This is a genomic window from Pseudomonas fluorescens (assembly GCF_012974785.1).
Lineage (GTDB): Bacteria > Pseudomonadota > Gammaproteobacteria > Pseudomonadales > Pseudomonadaceae > Aquipseudomonas > Aquipseudomonas fluorescens_BT.
Window position 1 is genome coordinate 1,262,789 of record NZ_CP027561.1, and the last position, 18,552, is coordinate 1,281,340.

General features: G+C 59.5%; 17 protein-coding genes. 15 read left to right on the plus strand and 2 right to left on the minus strand.

The features are described from left to right. Nucleotides 1–4: 4 nt before the first annotated feature. Nucleotides 5–2,707, minus strand: a complete 2,703-nt coding sequence (locus C6Y56_RS05550) for a [protein-PII] uridylyltransferase (protein WP_169429059.1) — start codon at nucleotides 2,705–2,707, stop codon at nucleotides 5–7. 40 nt (nucleotides 2,708–2,747) lie between these two features. Then, nucleotides 2,748–3,530, minus strand: coding sequence for a type I methionyl aminopeptidase (gene map / locus C6Y56_RS05555; RefSeq protein ID WP_169429060.1), 783 nt, complete (start codon nucleotides 3,528–3,530; stop codon nucleotides 2,748–2,750). A 373-nt stretch (nucleotides 3,531–3,903) separates the two neighbouring features. Between map and rpsB the strand changes: the two genes are divergently transcribed. The 15 genes from rpsB (at nucleotide 3,904) to rnhB (ending at nucleotide 18,539) form a co-directional block, all read left to right on the plus strand. Continuing rightward, nucleotides 3,904–4,641 (plus strand): 30S ribosomal protein S2, encoded by a 738-nt coding sequence (rpsB, locus tag C6Y56_RS05560; RefSeq protein WP_003222119.1) that lies wholly within the window; start codon nucleotides 3,904–3,906, stop codon nucleotides 4,639–4,641. Nucleotides 4,642–4,831: 190 nt separating this feature from the next. After that, nucleotides 4,832–5,695, plus strand: a complete 864-nt coding sequence (gene tsf / locus C6Y56_RS05565; RefSeq protein ID WP_169429061.1) for a translation elongation factor Ts — start codon at nucleotides 4,832–4,834, stop codon at nucleotides 5,693–5,695. 210 nt (nucleotides 5,696–5,905) lie between these two features. Then, entirely contained in the window at nucleotides 5,906–6,649 is a 744-nt protein-coding gene (pyrH, locus tag C6Y56_RS05570) for a UMP kinase (protein ID WP_011332683.1), read from the plus strand. Beyond that, nucleotides 6,646–7,203 carry a ribosome recycling factor gene (gene frr / locus C6Y56_RS05575; protein ID WP_008019552.1) on the plus strand — a complete coding sequence of 186 codons (558 nt, stop codon included), beginning with the start codon at nucleotides 6,646–6,648 and terminating at the stop codon, nucleotides 7,201–7,203. Before pyrH ends, frr begins: the two co-directional genes overlap by 4 nt. 14 nt (nucleotides 7,204–7,217) lie before the next feature. Beyond that, the gene (uppS, locus tag C6Y56_RS05580; RefSeq protein ID WP_169429062.1) at nucleotides 7,218–7,973 is read left to right on the plus strand and encodes a polyprenyl diphosphate synthase; all 756 of its coding nucleotides are present in this window, start codon (nucleotides 7,218–7,220) and stop codon (nucleotides 7,971–7,973) included. After that, a complete protein-coding gene (locus tag C6Y56_RS05585; RefSeq protein WP_169429063.1) occupies nucleotides 7,973–8,779 on the plus strand; it encodes a phosphatidate cytidylyltransferase in 807 nt (268 codons plus the stop codon). Before uppS ends, C6Y56_RS05585 begins: the two co-directional genes overlap by 1 nt. Next, nucleotides 8,776–9,966: a 1-deoxy-D-xylulose-5-phosphate reductoisomerase gene (ispC, locus tag C6Y56_RS05590; protein ID WP_169429064.1), complete on the plus strand. Its 1,191-nt coding sequence runs from the start codon at nucleotides 8,776–8,778 to the stop codon at nucleotides 9,964–9,966. The genes C6Y56_RS05585 and ispC overlap by 4 nt, the downstream gene beginning before the upstream one ends. Nucleotides 9,967–10,022: 56 nt before the next feature. Next, nucleotides 10,023–11,375, plus strand: a complete 1,353-nt coding sequence (gene rseP, locus C6Y56_RS05595) for a sigma E protease regulator RseP (RefSeq protein ID WP_169429065.1) — start codon at nucleotides 10,023–10,025, stop codon at nucleotides 11,373–11,375. Nucleotides 11,376–11,449: 74 nt separating this feature from the next. Further along, nucleotides 11,450–13,840, plus strand: a complete 2,391-nt coding sequence (gene bamA, locus C6Y56_RS05600; protein WP_169429066.1) for an outer membrane protein assembly factor BamA — start codon at nucleotides 11,450–11,452, stop codon at nucleotides 13,838–13,840. A gap of 45 nt (nucleotides 13,841–13,885) precedes the next feature. Beyond that, entirely contained in the window at nucleotides 13,886–14,389 is a 504-nt protein-coding gene (locus C6Y56_RS05605) for an OmpH family outer membrane protein (RefSeq protein ID WP_003222140.1), read from the plus strand. 3 nt (nucleotides 14,390–14,392) lie between these two features. Beyond that, nucleotides 14,393–15,448, plus strand: coding sequence for a UDP-3-O-(3-hydroxymyristoyl)glucosamine N-acyltransferase (lpxD, locus tag C6Y56_RS05610; protein ID WP_169429067.1), 1,056 nt, complete (start codon nucleotides 14,393–14,395; stop codon nucleotides 15,446–15,448). 106 nt (nucleotides 15,449–15,554) lie between these two features. After that, nucleotides 15,555–15,995: a 3-hydroxyacyl-ACP dehydratase FabZ gene (fabZ, locus tag C6Y56_RS05615; RefSeq protein WP_003222142.1), complete on the plus strand. Its 441-nt coding sequence runs from the start codon at nucleotides 15,555–15,557 to the stop codon at nucleotides 15,993–15,995. After that, nucleotides 15,992–16,768 carry an acyl-ACP--UDP-N-acetylglucosamine O-acyltransferase gene (gene lpxA / locus C6Y56_RS05620; RefSeq protein ID WP_169429068.1) on the plus strand — a complete coding sequence of 259 codons (777 nt, stop codon included), beginning with the start codon at nucleotides 15,992–15,994 and terminating at the stop codon, nucleotides 16,766–16,768. The genes fabZ and lpxA overlap by 4 nt, the downstream gene beginning before the upstream one ends. Before the next feature lie 2 nt (nucleotides 16,769–16,770). Further along, complete coding sequence (gene lpxB, locus C6Y56_RS05625; RefSeq protein WP_169429069.1) at nucleotides 16,771–17,901, plus strand: lipid-A-disaccharide synthase; 1,131 nt, start codon at nucleotides 16,771–16,773, stop codon at nucleotides 17,899–17,901. A gap of 11 nt (nucleotides 17,902–17,912) precedes the next feature. Then, complete coding sequence (rnhB, locus tag C6Y56_RS05630) at nucleotides 17,913–18,539, plus strand: ribonuclease HII (protein WP_249314427.1); 627 nt, start codon at nucleotides 17,913–17,915, stop codon at nucleotides 18,537–18,539. Nucleotides 18,540–18,552: the final 13 nt, after the last annotated feature.

Below are 18,552 nucleotides of genomic sequence, written 5' to 3' on the forward strand. Positions count from 1 at the left end.
TCAGTCAAATGCTGATGCGCGACAGGTTGATATCGGGTTCCTGATTGACGCTGAGCTGCTCGACGATGGCATCCTGCAAACGGCTGCACAGCAGCGGGTCGGACAGCGGCTGATTGTGGGCGTCGGTGATGAAGAACACGTCTTCCACCCGCTCGCCCAGCGTGGCGATCTTGGCGTTCTGCAGCGACAGGTCGAACTCCAGGAAAATCCCGCCGATCCGTGCCAGCAGGCCCGGACGATCGGGGGCGGTGAGTTCGAGCACCGTCACCGGACGCTGGGCGTCGTTGTGGATCGTCACCTGCGGCGCAAAGGCAAAGTGCTTGAGCTGGCGCGGCACCCGGCGCTGGATGATCGTCGGGTAGTCGTCAGGGTTGCGCAGAGCTTCGGTCAGACCGTCGCGGATCTGCTTGATCCGCAGTGGATTGTCGCCGATCGAATCGCCATCGGTGTCGAGCACGATATAGGTGTCGAGGGTGAACTGGCTGCTGGAGGTGATGACCCGGGCGTCGTGAATGTTCAGGTTGAGCTGGTCCATCGCGGCCACGGTCACGGCAAAGAAATCGTGCTGGTCCGGGGCATAGATGAAGATCTGCGTACCGCCCTCGAATTCGCGCTGGGTGGTTTCCTTGATCAGCACCAGCGGCCCGCCGTCGGCCGGCTGCTGGAGAATCGCATCGCTGTGCCAGGCCACATCGCCGGCGGTATGGCGCAGGAAATAGTCATCGCCCAGTTGCGCCCACAATTGCTCGACGTCGTCCGGATCGGTGCCGCCGCGCACCAGAATATCCAGCGCTGCGCTCTGGGTCTGGCGGATCTGCTCTTCGCGATCCACCGGGTTTTCCAGGCCGCGGCGCAGGGCGCGCTTGGTCTCGGTGTAGAGCTGGCGCAGCAGGCTGGCGCGCCAGGAGTTCCACAGGGTCGGGTTGGTCGCGTTGATGTCGGCCACGGTCAGCACGTACAGGTAATCCAGACGAGTCTCATCACCGACCGCCAGGGCGAAGTCATGGATCACCTGCGGGTCCGACAAGTCCTTGCGCTGGGCGGTGGTCGACATCACCAGGTGGTTCTGCACCAGCCAGACAATCAGGCGGCTGTCCCACACCGGCAGTTGGTGGCGCTGGCAGAACGCCTCGGCATCGACCGCGCCGATCTCCGAGTGATCGCCATGCCGGCCCTTGCCGATGTCGTGATACAGGCCCGCCATGTAGATGAGCTCGGGTTTCGGCAGTTTGGCCATGAGCTTGGCGGCCAGCGGGAATTTCTCCGACACCTGGGTGTACTGCAACTTGCGCAGGTGCTTGATCAGATTCAGCGTATGCGCATCGACCGTATAGATGTGGAACAGGTCGTGCTGCATCTGCCCGACGATGAAACCGAATTCCGGCAGGTAGCGCCCGAGAATGCCGTAGCGGTTCATCCGCCGCAGGTTGCGGTGGATGCCGATCTTGCACTTGAACAGCTCGATGAACAGGCTGGTGTTGCGGATGTCGTTGCGGAAGTTGTCGTCGATCAGGTGACGGTTTTCCCGCAACAGACGAATGGTGTCGGCGCGCACACCTTTGATCTCCGGCTGCTGGGCCATCAGCACGAAGATCTCGAGCATGGCGAACGGCGTGCGGCGGAACACATTGTCGTTGCGTGCCTCGATGTAGCCGTCGTGCAGCTGGAAACGTGAGTTGATCGGCTGCGGCGGCGCTTCGTCTTCCGGGGCGAGGATGACTTCCTCGAAGTGCTGGATGATCAGGTCGCTGAGCTGGGCAATGCTCATCACGACGCGGAAATACTGTTGCATGAAGTTTTCGACGGCCTGTTTGGCGTCGTCGCCTTCAAACCCCAGCAGCCCGGCGATGGTGCGCTGATGATCGAACAGCAGGCGATCTTCTGAGCGGCCGGCCAGCATGTGCAGGGCGTAGCGCACTTTCCACAGGAATTCCTGGGACGACGCCAGCAGGGCGTTTTCACTCTCGACCAGGAAGCCTTCGCCGGCCAGGGCGCGCAGGTTCAGGGTGCCGTACTGGCGACGGGCGACCCAAAGGATCGTCTGGATATCCCGCAAACCACCGGGCGAGCCTTTGACGTTGGGTTCCAGGTTGTATTCGGTATCGTTGTACTTGTGGTGACGGGCCTTCTGTTCGGCACGCTTGGCCAGGAAGAATTCCTTGCTCGGCCACATGTGGGCGGTGCTGGTGACGTCGAGCATGCGCTGACGCAAACGCTCGGGGCCGCAGATGGTGCGGCTTTCCATCAGGTTGGTGACGACCGTCAGGTCGGCACGCGCCTCTTCGGCGCATTCGTCGACCGACCGAACGCTCTGACCGACTTCCAGGCCGATGTCCCACAGCAGTGTCAGAAAACGTTCGATGGAATCGCGGAAGATTTCGTGATCGGCGCTGTCCAGCAGGATCAGCAGGTCGATGTCGGAATAGGGGTGCAGTTCGCCGCGACCGTAGCCGCCGACCGCGACCAGCGCGATGTCGGCGTCTTCGCTCCAGTCGAACTGGTCCCAGGCCTTTTGCAGGATGTTGTCGACGAACCATGCCCGGTCTTCGATCAGTCGCCGGATATCGCGGCCGGCACGAAAACGTGCGTCGAGCACTTCACGGGCCTGGCGGATCGCCTTCTTGAACGCGGCGATAGGGCTCGCTTTCAGGGCCAGTTCAGCCTGGAACTGGCCGCGGTCGAAGAGTTCGGGATCCACCTGCGGCATTGATTGGCTTTCCTTCTATAGGCTGGGAGCAGTGTCGGGATCAGGCCGATACGCGCGGGATCGTGTCGTCGCTGCGCAGGGTGAAGATCTCGTAGCCGGTGTCAGTGACAAGCAAAGTATGCTCCCACTGTGCCGACAGCTTGCGGTCCTTGGTGATCGCGGTCCAGCCGTCGCCCAGCACCTTGGTGTCGGCCTTGCCCTGGTTGATCATCGGTTCGATGGTGAAGGTCATGCCGGCCTTCAGTTCCATGCCCGTGCCCGCACGGCCGTAGTGCAGGATCTGCGGCTCTTCGTGGAACACCTTGCCGATGCCGTGACCGCAGAACTCGCGCACCACGGAGAAGCCGTTCTTTTCAGCATGCTTCTGGATGATCTCGCCGATGTCGCCGAGGCGGCAGCCGGGTTTGACGATTTCGATCGCCTTGTACATGCATTCCTGGGTGACCTGGGACAGGCGCTCGGCCCAGACCGGTACGGTGCCGACGTGGAACATGCGGCTGGTGTCGCCGTGGTAGCCATCCTTGATCACCGTGACATCGATGTTCAGGGTGTCGCCGTTTTTCAGCGGCTTGTCATTCGGGATGCCGTGGCAGACCACATGGTTGATCGACGTGCAGATCGACTTCGGATAGCCCTTGTAGTTGAGCGGGGCAGGGATGGCTTTCTGCACGTCGACGATGTAGTCGTGGCAGATCCGGTTCAGCTCATCGGTGGTCACGCCCGGCTTGACGTGTTCGGCAATCATTTCCAGCACATCGGCGGCCAGTTGGCCGGCGACACGCATGCCAGCGATGTCCTCGGGAGTTTTGAGGGTGACGGTCATACAGGCTCTCTCTGCGCTCGGCGGCGCTTGCTGATACGGACAGGGCGGCGGTTTTTGCCTGGCAGCCCTGAAAAACGCGATTCTAACAGACCAAAGGCGCAAATCCGCGCCTGCGTGCATCGCTTCTCTCTATACAATAGTGCGCGCAAGGCCGATTCCAAGGGGGCGGCATCCATGTCCCTGACGGGATTAAAGATTCCGGGTTCCGTTTGCGGCCTTGCTGTGGTATAAAATGCGCCGCTTTCCGGGGATAGCTCCGGGAGCATTAACCCACACACGTGTCGACACGATGGCCTGGGTGCCTTTGATCCTCGGATCGGGGGTTGGTCATTGGGATACGTGGAGGCCCAACCCGACTTATCAAGGAACTATCATGTCCCAAGTCAACATGCGCGATATGCTGAAGGCCGGTGTGCACTTCGGTCACCAAACCCGTTACTGGAATCCGAAAATGGGCAAGTACATTTTCGGCGCGCGTAACAAGATTCACATCATCAACCTTGAAAAAACCCTGCCAATGTTCAACGAAGCTCTGACTTTCGTAGAGCGTCTGGCCCAGGGCAAAAACAAGATTCTGTTCGTCGGCACCAAGCGTTCCGCTGGCAAGATCGTTGCTGAAGAAGCAGCACGTTGCGGTTCGCCGTACGTCGATCACCGCTGGTTGGGCGGCATGCTGACCAACTTCAAGACCATCCGTGCTTCCATCAAGCGTCTGCGTGACCTTGAAGTACAAGCCGAAGACGGTACTTTCGCCAAGCTGACCAAGAAAGAAGCGCTGATGCGCTCCCGTGATCTTGAGAAGCTGGATCGCTCCCTGGGCGGCATCAAGGACATGGGCGGTCTGCCAGACGCACTGTTCGTGATCGACGTTGACCACGAGCGCATCGCGATCACCGAAGCCAACAAGCTGGGCATCCCGGTCATCGGCGTTGTCGATACCAACAGCAGCCCGGAAGGCGTTGACTACATCATCCCAGGCAACGATGACGCAATCCGCGCTATCCAGCTGTACATGGGTTCGATGGCTGACGCAGTAATCCGTGGTCGCAACAATGTTGCTGGCGGTACTGTTGAATTCGCAGCTGAAGAAACTCAGGCTGCAGCTGAGTAATTGACGCCCTGGCGTTGACTCAGTAAGCAAAAAGGGGGCTTGGCCCCCTTTTTGCCACCTCGAAAACCATCTGTCGGCAGCGCAGCTACAGCATCTGTAACGTGCAGCGGCTACAAACAGGTTCGGGAAGAATTGAACGCCCGTTCGATCGGGTGGAATGGTTGAAAACCTATCCAAGAGGAATTTGAAAATGGCAGCAATTACTGCAGCGTTGGTCAAAGAACTGCGCGAGCGTACCGGCGAAGGCATGATGGATTGCAAGAAGGCCCTGGAAAAGGCTGGCGGCGACATCGAAAAAGCCATTGATGACATGCGTGCTTCGGGCGCGATCAAGGCTGCCAAGAAAGCCGGCAACGTTGCCGCTGAAGGCGCTATCGCCATCAAGGACGACGGCAAGGCTGCCGTTCTGATCGAAGTCAACTCGCAGACCGACTTCCTGGCTCTGCAGGACGACTTCAAAAACTTCGTTGCTGCCAGCGTTGACAAAGCATTCGCTGACAAGCTGACCGACGCAGCTCCGCTGATCGCTTCTCAAGAAGCTGCTCGCGAAGCGCTGGTTGCCAAAGTAGGCGAAAACGTAAACATCCGTCGCCTGGTGCGCGTGGAAGGTGACGTAGTCGGCACCTACCTGCACGGCAACAAGATCGGTGTTGCCGTTGTCCTGAAAGGCGGCGACGTTGAGCTGGCCAAAGACATCGCGATGCACGTTGCTGCAAGCAACCCTGAATTCCTGCTGCCTTCGCAGGTTTCGAACGAAGCGATCGAGCGTGAAAAGGCTGTGTTCCTGCAGCTGAACGAAGAAAAAATCAAAGGCAAGCCGGAAAACATTGTTGAGAACATGGTCAAAGGCCGTATCAGCAAGTTCCTGGCAGAAGCGAGCCTGGTTGAGCAGGCGTTCGTCAAGAACCCTGAAATCAAGGTTGGCGAGCTGGCCAAGAAAGGCGGCGCTGAAATCGTTTCCTTCACTTACTTCAAAGTAGGCGAAGGCATCGAGAAGCCAGTCGACAACTTCGCTGAAGAAGTTGCTGCACAGCTGGCTGCCGCCAAGCAATAAGACGGTTTTTCAACTGTCGCCCGAAAGAGGCTGCCCGCTCACGCGCGCAGCCTCTTTTCAGATAGGGTTACCAATTTTTAATTGGTTTCCCCTTGGAACTGACTTACAAAGCCATGTTCCGATGGCGCTGAAGCAGCGCCACGCTAGAGTGAACGCAGCTGCAAACAGCTCGCAAAGAATTTTTTAAATACGCCGCAGGAGAGATTCGCAATGGCTCAGCAGGGCAGTGGTTATCAGGCTCGCTATAAACGCATTCTACTCAAGCTTAGCGGCGAGGCCCTGATGGGCTCGGAAGAGTTCGGGATCGATCCGAAAGTGCTGGATCGCATGGCGCTGGAAGTCGGCCAACTGGTCGGTATCGGCGTTCAGGTCGGTCTGGTGATCGGCGGCGGCAACCTGTTCCGCGGTGAAGCTCTGAGCAAGGCCGGCATGGATCGGGTTACGGGCGACCACATGGGCATGCTGGCCACTGTGATGAACGCCCTGGCCATGCGCGATGCGCTGGAACGTGCCAATATCTCGGCCATCGTGATGTCGGCCATTTCCATGGTCGGTGTGACCGATCACTATGATCGTCGCAAGGCCATGCGTCACCTGAACTCCAAGGACGTGGTGATTTTCGCGGCCGGTACCGGCAATCCGTTCTTTACCACGGATTCGGCAGCCTGCCTGCGTGCCATCGAAATCGACGCGGATGTCGTGCTTAAAGCGACCAAGGTCGATGGTGTCTATACTGCCGACCCGTTCAAAGACCCGCATGCCGAGAAGTTCGATCATCTGACTTACGATGAAGTGCTGGATCGCAAGCTGGGCGTAATGGATCTGACGGCCATCTGCCTGTGCCGCGACCACAAGATGCCGCTGCGCGTATTTAACATGAACAAGCCCGGCGCCCTGCTGAACATCGTGCACGGCGGCGCTGAAGGAACCCTGATCGAGGAAGTTCAACAATGATCAACGAAATCAAGAAAGACGCTAAAGAGCGCATGCAGAAGTCTGTCGAGTCCCTGTCTCACAACTTCGGCCGCATCCGTACCGGCCAGGCGCACCCAAGCATTCTGGAAGGCGTGATGGTTCCGTACTACGGTGCCGACACCCCGATCAAGCAAGTGGCCAACATCACCGTCAAGGACGCTCGTACCCTGCAGGTCGTGGCGTTCGAGCGCAACATGCTGGGCGCGGTCGACAAGGCGATCGGCAGTGCGGGTCTGAACCTGAACCCGACCAACCTTGGCGAGCTGCTGCTGATCAGCATGCCGGCCCTGACCGAAGAAACCCGTCGCGGCTTCACCAAGCAGGCGCGTGACGTGGCTGAAGATGCCCGTGTTGCCGTGCGCAACATCCGTCGCGATGCCAACAGCTCGCTGAAGGATCTGGTCAAGGAAAAGGAAATCAGCGAAGACGAAGAGCGTCGCGCAACTGGCGAGATCGATGATCTGACCAAGAAGTTCGTGGCCGAAATCGACGCTAAGCTTGCCGAGAAAGAAAAAGACCTGATGGCCGTATAAGGGTCGAGCTTTAAATGGAAAAGACCAAGCAGACTGCGCCGTCCGCGGTGCCGCGCCATGTCGCGATCATCATGGATGGCAACAATCGCTGGGCGAAAAAACGCTTTATGCCGGGTGTTGCCGGGCATAAAGCGGGTGTGGATGCTGTGCGGGCGGTGATCGAGGTGTGTGCCGAGGCCGGGGTCGAGGTGCTGACGCTGTTCGCCTTTTCCAGTGAGAACTGGCAGCGCCCGGCCGATGAGGTCAGTGCCTTGATGGATCTGTTCTTCAAGGCATTGCGTCGCGAGGCCAAGCGGCTCAACGACAACAACATCAGCCTGCGCATCATTGGCGACCGTTCGCGTTTCCATCCCGAGCTGCAGGCTGCCATGCGCGAAGCGGAAGCCATGACCGCGGGAAGCAATCGCTTCATTCTGCAGATCGCCGCCAACTACGGCGGTCAGTGGGATATCGCGCAGGCTGCGCAGCGTCTTGCTCGCGAGGTTCAGGCCGGACATCTGCGTCCTGAAGACATCACGCCTGATCTGCTGCAAACCTGTCTGGCGACCGGTGATCTGCCGTTGCCGGACCTGTGTATCCGCACGGGCGGCGAGCACCGCATCAGCAACTTCCTGCTGTGGCAACTGGCCTATGCCGAGTTGTACTTCTCCGACCTGTTCTGGCCGGACTTCAAACACGATGCCATGCGTAATGCGCTGGCCGATTTCGCTTCGCGTCAGCGTCGTTTCGGTAAAACGAGCGAGCAGATCGAAGCTGGAGCCCGGGTTTAATGCTTAAACAACGAATCATCACTGCGCTGATCCTGCTGCCGATCGCACTGGGCGGTTTTTTCCTGCTCGAGGGATCCGGCTTTGCGCTGTTCATCGGCCTGGTTGTCAGTCTGGGTGCCTGGGAATGGGCGCGCCTGGCCGGTTTCGCTGCGCAATCGTTTCGCGTTGGTTATGCGGCAATCGTCGCGCTGATGCTGTTCGTCATGTACATCCTGCCGGGGCTGGCGCCCTGGGTGCTCGGTGCCTCGGTAATCTGGTGGGCGGTGGCGACCTGGCTGGTGCTGACCTATCCGCGCTCCAGCGAGCGCTGGGCCAGTGCTGCCAGCAAGTTGGTGATCGGCCTGCTGATTCTCCTGCCGGCCTGGCAAGGGCTGATCTACATCAAGCAGAACCAGCTGGGTAACCTTCAGATCCTGGCCGTGATGGTGCTGGTCTGGGGCGCTGATATCGGTGCCTATTTCTCTGGTCGTGCTTTCGGCAAGCGCAAGCTGGCCCCGCAAGTCAGTCCGGGCAAAAGCTGGGAAGGCGTGTACGGCGGTCTGGCGCTGAGCCTGGTGATTACCACGCTGGTTGCGCTGTTTCGTGACTGGACGGTCGCGCAATTGTTCAAGGGCTTGATCGGTGCAGCGCTGATCGTGTTCATCTCCGTGGTGGGCGATCTGACGGAAAGCATGTTCAAGCGTCAGTCCGGCATCAAGGACAGCAGCAATCTGCTGCCGGGTCATGGCGGTGTACTGGACCGGATTGACAGCCTGACAGCGGCGATCCCGGTATTCGCGGTATTGCTGTGGATGGCGGCACCGTGAGTCGCCCACAGCAGATTACCGTTCTGGGGGCGACCGGTTCGATCGGTTTGAGCACTCTGGATGTCATTGCTCGTCATCCTGAGCGTTATCAGGTTTTTGCCCTGAGTGGTTTCACGCGCCTGAGCGAGCTGTTTGCCCTGTGCGTGCGCCATGTGCCGCAATTCGCGGTGGTGCCGGAAGTCGCAGCGGCGCGTGGCTTGCAGGACGATCTGCGTGCTGCCGGTCTGTCGACTCGCGTGCTGGTGGGCGAGGAGGGGCTGTGTCAGGTGGCGGCTGCTCCCGAGGTGGACGCGGTGATGGCGGCCATCGTCGGTGCTGCCGGTCTGCGCCCGACCCTCGCCGCGGTCGAGGCGGGCAAGAAAATTCTTTTGGCGAACAAGGAAGCGCTGGTGATGTCCGGCGCCTTGTTCATGGAAGCCGTGCGCAAGAGCGGTTCGGTCCTGCTGCCAATCGACAGTGAGCACAATGCGATTTTTCAGTGCATGCCGCAGGATTTTTCCCGTGGTTTGAGCAATGTCGGTGTGCGTCGGATTTTACTGACAGCCTCTGGCGGTCCCTTCCGGCAGACGCCGATGGCCGAACTGGCGCATGTTTCACCCGATCAGGCCTGTGCTCATCCGAACTGGTCCATGGGGCGCAAGATCTCGGTGGATTCAGCCAGCATGATGAACAAGGGGCTTGAGCTGATCGAGGCCTGCTGGCTGTTCGATGCCCGACCGTCGCAAGTCGAGGTGGTGATCCATCCGCAAAGCGTGATTCACTCCCTGGTCGACTATGTGGATGGCTCGGTGCTGGCGCAGTTGGGCAATCCCGACATGCGTACCCCCATCGCCAATGCGTTGGCCTGGCCGGAGCGTATTGATTCGGGTGTGGCTCCACTGGATCTGTTTGCCATCGCGCGACTGGATTTCGAGGCACCCGATGAGAAGCGCTTTCCGTGCCTGCGACTGGCACGTCAGGCAGCCGAGGCGGGCAACAGTGCGCCTGCCATGCTCAATGCCGCGAATGAAGTGGCGGTAGCAGCGTTTCTCGACGGGCGGGTTCGCTACCTCGAAATCGCGAGTATCATCGAGGAAGTGTTGAATCTCGAGCCGGTGGTTGCGCTGAATGATCTTGATGCGGTGTTTACCGCGGACGCGGCGGCACGCACGCTGGCCGGTCAATGGCTGACTCGCCACGGTCGATAGACCTGAAGAAAGCACACGGCTTCAGGCGGAACGGAACAGGATTGCGGAGAAAGTAGATGAGCGCGCTCTATATGATTGCCGGCACCCTGATCGCCTTGGGTGTGCTGGTCACCTTTCACGAATTCGGCCACTTCTGGGTCGCGCGTCGCTGTGGCGTCAAGGTTCTGCGCTTTTCCGTGGGCTTCGGCATGCCGTTGCTGCGCTGGCACGACAAGCAGGGAACCGAGTTCGTCGTCGCGGCCATTCCGCTGGGCGGCTACGTCAAGATGCTGGATGAGCGTGAAGGTGAAGTGCCGGCCGATCAGCTCCATCAGTCTTTCAATCGCAAGTCCGTTCGTCAGCGCATTGCCATCGTCGCCGCCGGTCCCGTTGCCAACTTTCTGCTGGCCATGGTGTTCTTCTGGGTGCTGGCCATGCTGGGCAGCGAACAGGTGCGTCCGGTCATCGGTGCAGTCGAGTCCGGCAGTATCGCGGCGAAGGCCGGCCTGAGTGCGGGCCAGGAAATCGTGGCCATCGACGGCGAGCCGACGTCCGGCTGGGCTGCGGTCAATCTGCAATTGGTACGTCGCCTGGGGGAAAGTGGTTCGCTGCAGGTGCTGGTGCGCGAGCAGGGCTCTACTGCTGATTCGCCACGGGAGCTTGCGCTGGATCATTGGCTCAAAGGGGCTGACGAGCCGGATCCGATTCGCTCCCTGGGTATTCGCCCATGGCGCCCTGCGCTGCCGCCAGTGCTCGCTGAGCTCGATCCGAAAGGCCCGGCACAGGCTGCCGGGCTGAAAACCGGTGATCGCCTTCTGGCCCTTGATGGCAAGGCGCTGGATGACTGGCAGCAGGTCGTCGATACGGTACGTACGCGTCCTGATACCAAAATCATGCTGCGCGTCGAGCGCGACGGTGCTCAAATCGACGTCCCGGTGACACTGGCGGCGCGCGGCGAGAGCAAGTCGCCAAGCGGTTATCTGGGGGCGGGGGTGAAGGCCGTCGACTGGCCACCGGAGATGATTCGCGAGGTCAGCTACGGCCCTTTGGCCGCGATTGGCGAGGGTGCCCGTCGTACCTGGACCATGAGTGTCCTGACGCTGGATTCACTGAAGAAAATGCTGTTCGGCGAGCTCTCGGTAAAAAACTTGAGTGGACCGATAACCATTGCTAAAGTGGCGGGCGCTTCTGCCCAGTCGGGCGTTGCTGATTTCCTGAATTTCCTTGCTTATCTGAGTATTAGCCTGGGGGTTCTGAATTTGCTGCCCATTCCTGTACTGGATGGGGGGCATTTGTTGTTTTATCTGATCGAGTGGGCGCGTGGTCGTCCCTTGTCGGATCGGGTGCAAGGTTGGGGGATACAGATCGGTATCAGTTTGGTGGTCGGGGTGATGTTGCTTGCTCTGGTCAACGACCTGGGTCGTCTGTAACGCTTCGCTGAATTGCGAATCTGCCGCATTTTGCGGCAGTTTGTTTATTGCCAGTTGGAATAAGAAAGGACTTCATGAAACGTCTGCTGCTAACTGCGGTTCTCACCGTATTGATGATCGCCGAAGTTCACGCCGAGTCCTTCACTATCTCTGATATTCGCGTCAACGGCCTCCAGCGGGTCTCCGCGGGTAGCGTCTTTGGTGCCTTGCCGTTGAACGTCGGCGAGCAGGCGGATGATCGTCGCCTGGTGGAATCCACTCGTGCGTTGTTCAAAACCGGTTTCTTTCAAGATATCCAGCTGGGCCGCGAAGGCAACGTTCTGGTGATCACCGTCGTCGAACGTCCATCGGTCGCAAGCATCGAGATCGAAGGCAACAAGGCGATCTCCACCGAAGACCTGATGAAGGGCCTCAAGCAATCCGGTCTGGCCGAAGGCGAGATCTTCCAGCGCGCGACCCTCGAAGGCGTGCGTAACGAGCTGCAACGTCAGTACGTTGCGCAAGGTCGTTACTCGGCTACCGTCGATACCGAAGTGGTATCGCAGCCGCGTAACCGTGTCGGCCTGAAAGTGAAGATCAACGAAGGCACCGTTGCTGCCATTCAGCATATCAACGTGGTGGGCAACACGGTTTTCCCCGAGGAAGACCTGGTCGACCTGTTCGAGCTGAAAACCACCAACTGGCTGTCGTTCTTCAAGAACGACGACAAATACGCCCGTGAAAAGCTTTCCGGTGACCTGGAGCGTCTGCGTTCCTACTACCTGGACCGCGGCTATATCAACATGGATATCGCTTCGACCCAGGTTTCCATTACTCCGGACAAAAAGCACGTCTATATCACTGTCAACGTCAACGAAGGCGAGAAGTACACCGTTCGTGACGTCAAGCTCAGTGGTGACCTGAAAGTGCCTGAAGACCAGGTCAAGTCCCTGCTGCTGGTGCAGAAAGGTCAGGTTTTCTCGCGCAAGCTGATGACCACCACCTCGGAACTGATTACCCGTCGTCTGGGCAACGAGGGCTACACCTTCGCCAACGTCAACGGTGTTCCGCAGCCGCACGACGATGACCACACCGTGGACATCCTGTTCGCTGTAGATCCAGGCAAGCGTGCCTACGTCAACCGTATCAACTTCCGTGGCAACACCAAGTCCGAGGACGAAGTGCTGCGTCGTGAAATGCGCCAGATGGAAGGCGGCTGGGCTTCTACCTACCTGATCGACCAGTCCAAGACCCGTCTTGAACGTCTGGGCTTCTTCAAGGAAGTCAACGTCGAGACCCCGGCTGTTCCAGGTGTCGACGACCAGGTTGACGTGAACTATGCCGTTGAAGAGCAGGCTTCCGGTTCGATCACCGCCAGCGTCGGTTTTGCCCAGAGCGCCGGTCTGATCCTCGGTGGTTCTATCACCCAGAACAACTTCCTGGGTACCGGTAACCGCGTCAGCGTCGGCCTCACCCGTAGTGAATACCAGAGCCGCTACAACTTCGGCTACGTTGACCCCTACTGGACCGCCGACGGCGTGAGCCTGGGCTACAACGCGTTCTATCGCACCACCGACTACAAAGACCTCGACGTCGACGTAGCAAGCTATGCGGTAGACAGCCTGGGTGCCGGCGTGAACGTCGGTTACCCGATCAGCGAGACTTCGCGTCTGACCTTCGGCCTGTCCGCGCAACAGGACAAGATCAAGACCGGTCAGTACACCGTCGACGAGATTTTCGACTTCGTGAACCGCGAAGGCGACCAGTACCTGAACTTCAAGGCGTCGGCCGGCTGGTCTGAATCGACCCTGAACAAAGGCGTGCTGCCGACCCGTGGTCGTTCCCAGAGCCTGACCCTGGAAAGCACCATTCCGGGCAGCGACCTGTCGTTCTACAAACTCGACTACCGTGGTCAGCTGTTCCAGCCGATCACCGAGAACTACACCCTGCGTCTGCACACCGAGCTGGGCTATGGTGATGGTTACGGTTCGACCGATGGCTTGCCGTTCTATGAAAACTACTATGCTGGTGGTTTCAACTCGGTTCGCGGCTTCAAGGACAGCACCTTGGGTCCACGCAGTACGCCTAGCCGTGGTAAGGATAAGACCGGTAACGTCGGCACGATCGCAGACCCGGACCAGGATCCGCTGCCGTTCGGTGGCAACGTCCTGATCCAAGGTGGTGTGGAAGTCCTGTTCCCGATGCCGTTCGTCAAGGATCAGCGTTCGCTGCGTACTTCCGTGTTCTGGGATGTGGGTAACGTTTTCGACTCCAAGTGCCAGCAGACACTCAACACTGACGGCATCACCAAGTCCAAGACGCAGTGCAACGACATCAGCTTCAGCAACATGGCCAGTTCCGTCGGTGTCGGCGTGACCTGGGTTACCGCACTGGGTCCTTTGAGCTTCGCGCTGGCCACGCCGGTCAAGAAACCGGATAACGCTGAAACTCAAGTGTTCCAATTCTCCCTCGGCCAGACGTTCTAAGCGTCTGACCCAAGATAACGACAATGGATTTTGTAGGAGTGCATCGTGCGTAAGTTGACTCAATTGGTTCTCCTGGCCTCCGTACTGGTGGCAGGCCCGGCGTTTGCCGACATGAAAATCGCTGTTCTGAACTATCAAATGGCACTGCTGGAATCCGATGCGGCGAAGAAGTACGCCGTGGATGCCGAGAAGAAGTTCGGCCCGCAACTGACCAAGCTCAAGACGCTGGAAAGCAGCGCCAAGGGTATTCAGGATCGCCTGATGGCCGGTGGCGACAAGATGCAGCAGGGCGAGCGTGAGCGTCTGGAGCTGGAATTCAAGCAAAAGGCCCGGGACTTCCAGTTCCAGTCCAAGGAGCTGAACGAAGCCAAGGCCGTTGCTGACCGCGAAATGCTCAAGCAACTGAAGCCGAAACTGGATAGCGCAGTGGAAGAAGTCATCAAGAAAGGTGGTTTTGACCTGGTGTTCGAGCGTGGCGCAGTCATCGATGTCAAACCTCAGTACGACATCACGCGCCAGGTTATCGAGCGCATGAATCAGCTGAAGTAACCCATGACCGTGACTATCAAGCTCGGCCAGTTGGCCGAGTTCCTCGGCGCCACCCTGAGTGGCGATCCCGAGCAGCAAATTACTGGGCTAGCCACCTTGCAGGAGGCTGGCCCAGCTCAGTTGAGCTTTCTGGCAAACCCTCAATACCGCAAATACCTGGCCGGCTCCCAAGCCGCAGCGCTGTTGCTCAAGGCAGCCGACGCCGAAGGCTATGCCGGGAATGCACTGGTGGTGCCGGATCCTTACCTGGCTTATGCCCGTATTTCCCACCTGTTCGATCCGAAGCCGAAATCCACTGCCGGTATCCACCCGAGTGCGGTGATCGCGCCGGACGCCGTCGTTGATCCGACTGCCTGCATCGGTCCCTTTGTGGTGATCGAGGCGGGTGCGCGGATTGGGGCCGGTGTAACCCTCGGCGCGCATTGCGTCGTCGGTGCCCGTAGCGAAATCGGCGAGGGCGGCTGGCTGGCTCCGCGGGTGACGCTGTATCACGATGTGCGTATCGGCAAGCGAGTGGTGATTCAGTCCGGTGCCGTGCTCGGCGGTGAAGGCTTCGGCTTTGCCAACGAGAAAGGCATCTGGCAGAAAATCGCCCAGATCGGTGGCGTGACCATCGGCGACGATGTGGAGATCGGCGTTAATACCGCCATCGACCGCGGTGCGCTGGCCGACACCGTGATCGGCAACGGCGTGAAGCTCGACAACCAGATTCAGATCGCCCACAACGTACAGGTCGGTGATCACACCGCCATGGCCGCGTGCGTGGGGATTTCGGGCAGCACCAAAATCGGCAAGCACTGCATGCTCGCCGGGGGTGTCGGCCTGGTAGGGCACATCGATATTTGTGACAACGTTTTCCTGACTGGAATGACCATGGTTACCCACTCGATCACCGAGCCGGGTGCCTACTCTTCCGGTACAGCCATGCAGCCGGCTGCCGAATGGCGTAAAAGCGCGGCGCGCATTCGTCAGCTCGATGACCTCGCGCGGCGTTTGAAACAGCTTGAAAAGCGCGTAGGGGAAGTGACCCCTGGCGGCAATGCTTCATCTGAAGGCTGATACCATTTCCATATCAAGTGTGCACAGCCTCTGGACTGCCTCCTTGATTTGCTAGAGGAGTGCGCGTCAGTCGCGCTCCCAATCTTTACATAGGCTTCCCCCCGAAATGATGGACATCAACGAGATTCGCGAATACCTGCCTCACCGTTACCCGTTCCTGCTGGTGGACCGGGTAGTGGAGTTGGATACGGAAGGCAAGCGCATTCGCGCCTACAAGAATGTCAGCATCAACGAACCGTTCTTCAATGGTCACTTCCCGGCCCACCCGATCATGCCGGGCGTGCTGATTATCGAAGCGATGGCTCAGGCTGCCGGGATCCTTGGTTTCAAGATGCTCGATGTGAAACCGGCCGATGGCACCCTCTACTATTTCGTCGGTTCCGACAAACTGCGTTTCCGTCAGCCAGTGCTGCCGGGTGACCAGTTGATCCTCGAAGCCAAGTTCATCAGCTGCAAACGCCAGATCTGGAAGTTCGAATGCCAGGCTTCGGTCGATGGCAAGCCGGTCTGCTCCGCTGAAATCATCTGCGCGGAACGCAAGCTATGAGTTTGATTGACCCTCGCGCAATCATCGATCCTTCGGCCGTACTGGCCGAGGGTGTCGAGGTCGGCCCGTGGTCGATCATCGGCGCAGGTGTGGAAGTCGGCGAGGGAACAGTGATCGGGCCTCACGTGATCCTCAAAGGTCCAACCCGAATCGGCAAGCACAACCGCATCTACCAGTTTTCCTCGGTAGGCGAAGACACGCCGGATCTCAAGTACAAGGGCGAAGACACCCGTCTGGTGATCGGCGACCATAACGTGATCCGAGAAGGCGTGACGATTCACCGTGGCACGGTTCAGGATCGTTCCGAAACCACGCTGGGCGACCATAACCTGATCATGGCCTATGCCCACATCGGTCACGACAGTGTCATCGGCAACCATTGCATCCTGGTCAACAACACTGCGTTGGCCGGCCATGTGCACGTTGATGACTGGGCAATTCTGTCCGGTTTCACCCTGGTGCATCAGTATTGCCACATTGGCGCCCACAGCTTTTCCGGCATGGGCACAGCGATCGGCAAGGACGTTCCTGCGTTCGTTACCGTATTCGGCAACCCGGCCGAAGCGCGCAGCATGAACTTCGAGGGCATGCGCCGTCGCGGTTTCAGCGAAGACGCCATTCACGCCCTGCGCCGGGCGTACAAAACGGTGTATCGCCAGGGCCTGACCGTCGAACAGGCGCTGGCCGAACTGGCCGAGCCGTCTGCACAGTTCCCGGAAGTCGCGATGTTCCGTGACTCCATCCAGTCGTCGACCCGCGGCATCACCCGCTGACCATGGCCAATCTGCGTATTGCGCTGGTGGCGGGGGAGGCTTCCGGTGACATTCTGGGCGCCGGTCTCATGCGCGCCCTCAAGGCACAGCATCCTGCGGTGGAGTTCATCGGAGTCGGCGGTCCGCTGATGCAGGCCGAAGGCCTGACCTCCTATTTTCCGATGGAACGTCTGTCGGTCATGGGGCTGGTGGAAGTCCTGGGGCGGTTGCGCGAGTTGCTCAAGCGCCGCAAGGACCTGATCGCCACGCTGATCGCCGAAAAACCGGATGCCTTCATCGGCATTGATGCACCGGATTTCAACCTCAATATCGAACTCAAACTGCGTCAGGCCGGGATCAAGACCGTGCACTACGTCAGCCCTTCGGTATGGGCCTGGCGGCAGAAGCGGGTGCTGAAGATCCGCGAAGGCTGCGACCTGATGCTCACGTTGTTGCCGTTCGAAGCAAAGTTTTACGAAGAGAAGGGCGTGCCGGTGCGGTTCGTCGGTCATACGCTGGCCGATACCATTCCACTGGAGGCTGATCGTGCGTCCGCGCGTGCCGAGCTGGGGCTGTCTGACGGCCCGCTGGTGGCTTTGATGCCGGGCAGCCGCGGCGGCGAAGTCAGTCGTCTGGGTGCGCTGTTCCTCGATACCGCCGAACGCCTGCGTGCCATGCGCCCGGGGCTGCGCTTTGTCATGCCGTGCGCCAACCCCGAACGTCGGGCCCAGCTTGAAGCGTTGCTGGCCGGTCGCGACCTGCCAGTGACCCTGCTCGACGGCAAGTCCCACCTGGCGTTGGCCGCGTGCAACGCGGTCCTGATCGCGTCGGGTACGGCGACCCTTGAGGCGCTGCTGTACAAGCGCCCGATGGTCGTGGCCTACCGTCTTGCGCCGCTGACGTACTGGATTCTCAAGCGCATGGTCAAGAGCCCGTACGTCTCTCTGCCCAACCTGCTGGCCCAGCGACTGTTGGTGCCGGAATTGTTGCAGGATGATGCGACGGTCGAGGCACTGGCCCAGACCCTTTCGCCGCTGATCGACGGCGGTGAAGAACAGACTCGTGGCTTCGACGAAATCCACCGCACCCTGCGTCTGGACGCCTCCAATCAGGCGGCTGACGCCGTTCTGAACCTGATCGGGCAAAAACGATGAGCAAGACAAGCATGCAGATGGGCCTGGATTTCACCCTGGTCGCCGAAGTCGAAGAACTGGTGGCCGGCGTTGATGAAGTCGGTCGCGGCCCGTTGTGCGGTGCAGTCGTCACGGCGGCGGTCATCCTCGATCCGAACCGTCCGATTATCGGTCTCAACGACTCGAAAAAACTCACCGAAGCCAGGCGGGAAAAGCTCTACGACGAAATCTGCGAAAAGGCGCTGAGCTGGTGCATCGCCCGCGCCGAGGTCGAAGAGATCGACGAACTGAACATTCTGCACGCCACCATGCTGGCGATGCAGCGTGCGGTGGCCGGCCTGCACATCCAGCCGAAACTGGCGATGATCGACGGCAACCGTTGCCCGAAACTGCCGATGCGTTCCGAAGCGGTGGTCAAGGGCGACAGCAAGGTTCCGGCCATTGCGGCGGCGTCGATTCTGGCCAAGGTCAGCCGCGACCGTGAGATGGCGGCGTTCGAGTTGATTTATCCGGGTTATGGCATCGGTGGCCACAAAGGCTACCCGACCCCCGTTCATCTGGAAGCGCTGGTGCGCCTCGGGCCGACGCCGATTCATCGCCGTTCGTTTGCCCCGGTGCGACAGGCTTACGAGGCGCTGGAAGGTCTCACGCCGGTTTAGCGGCGAGGCTGAT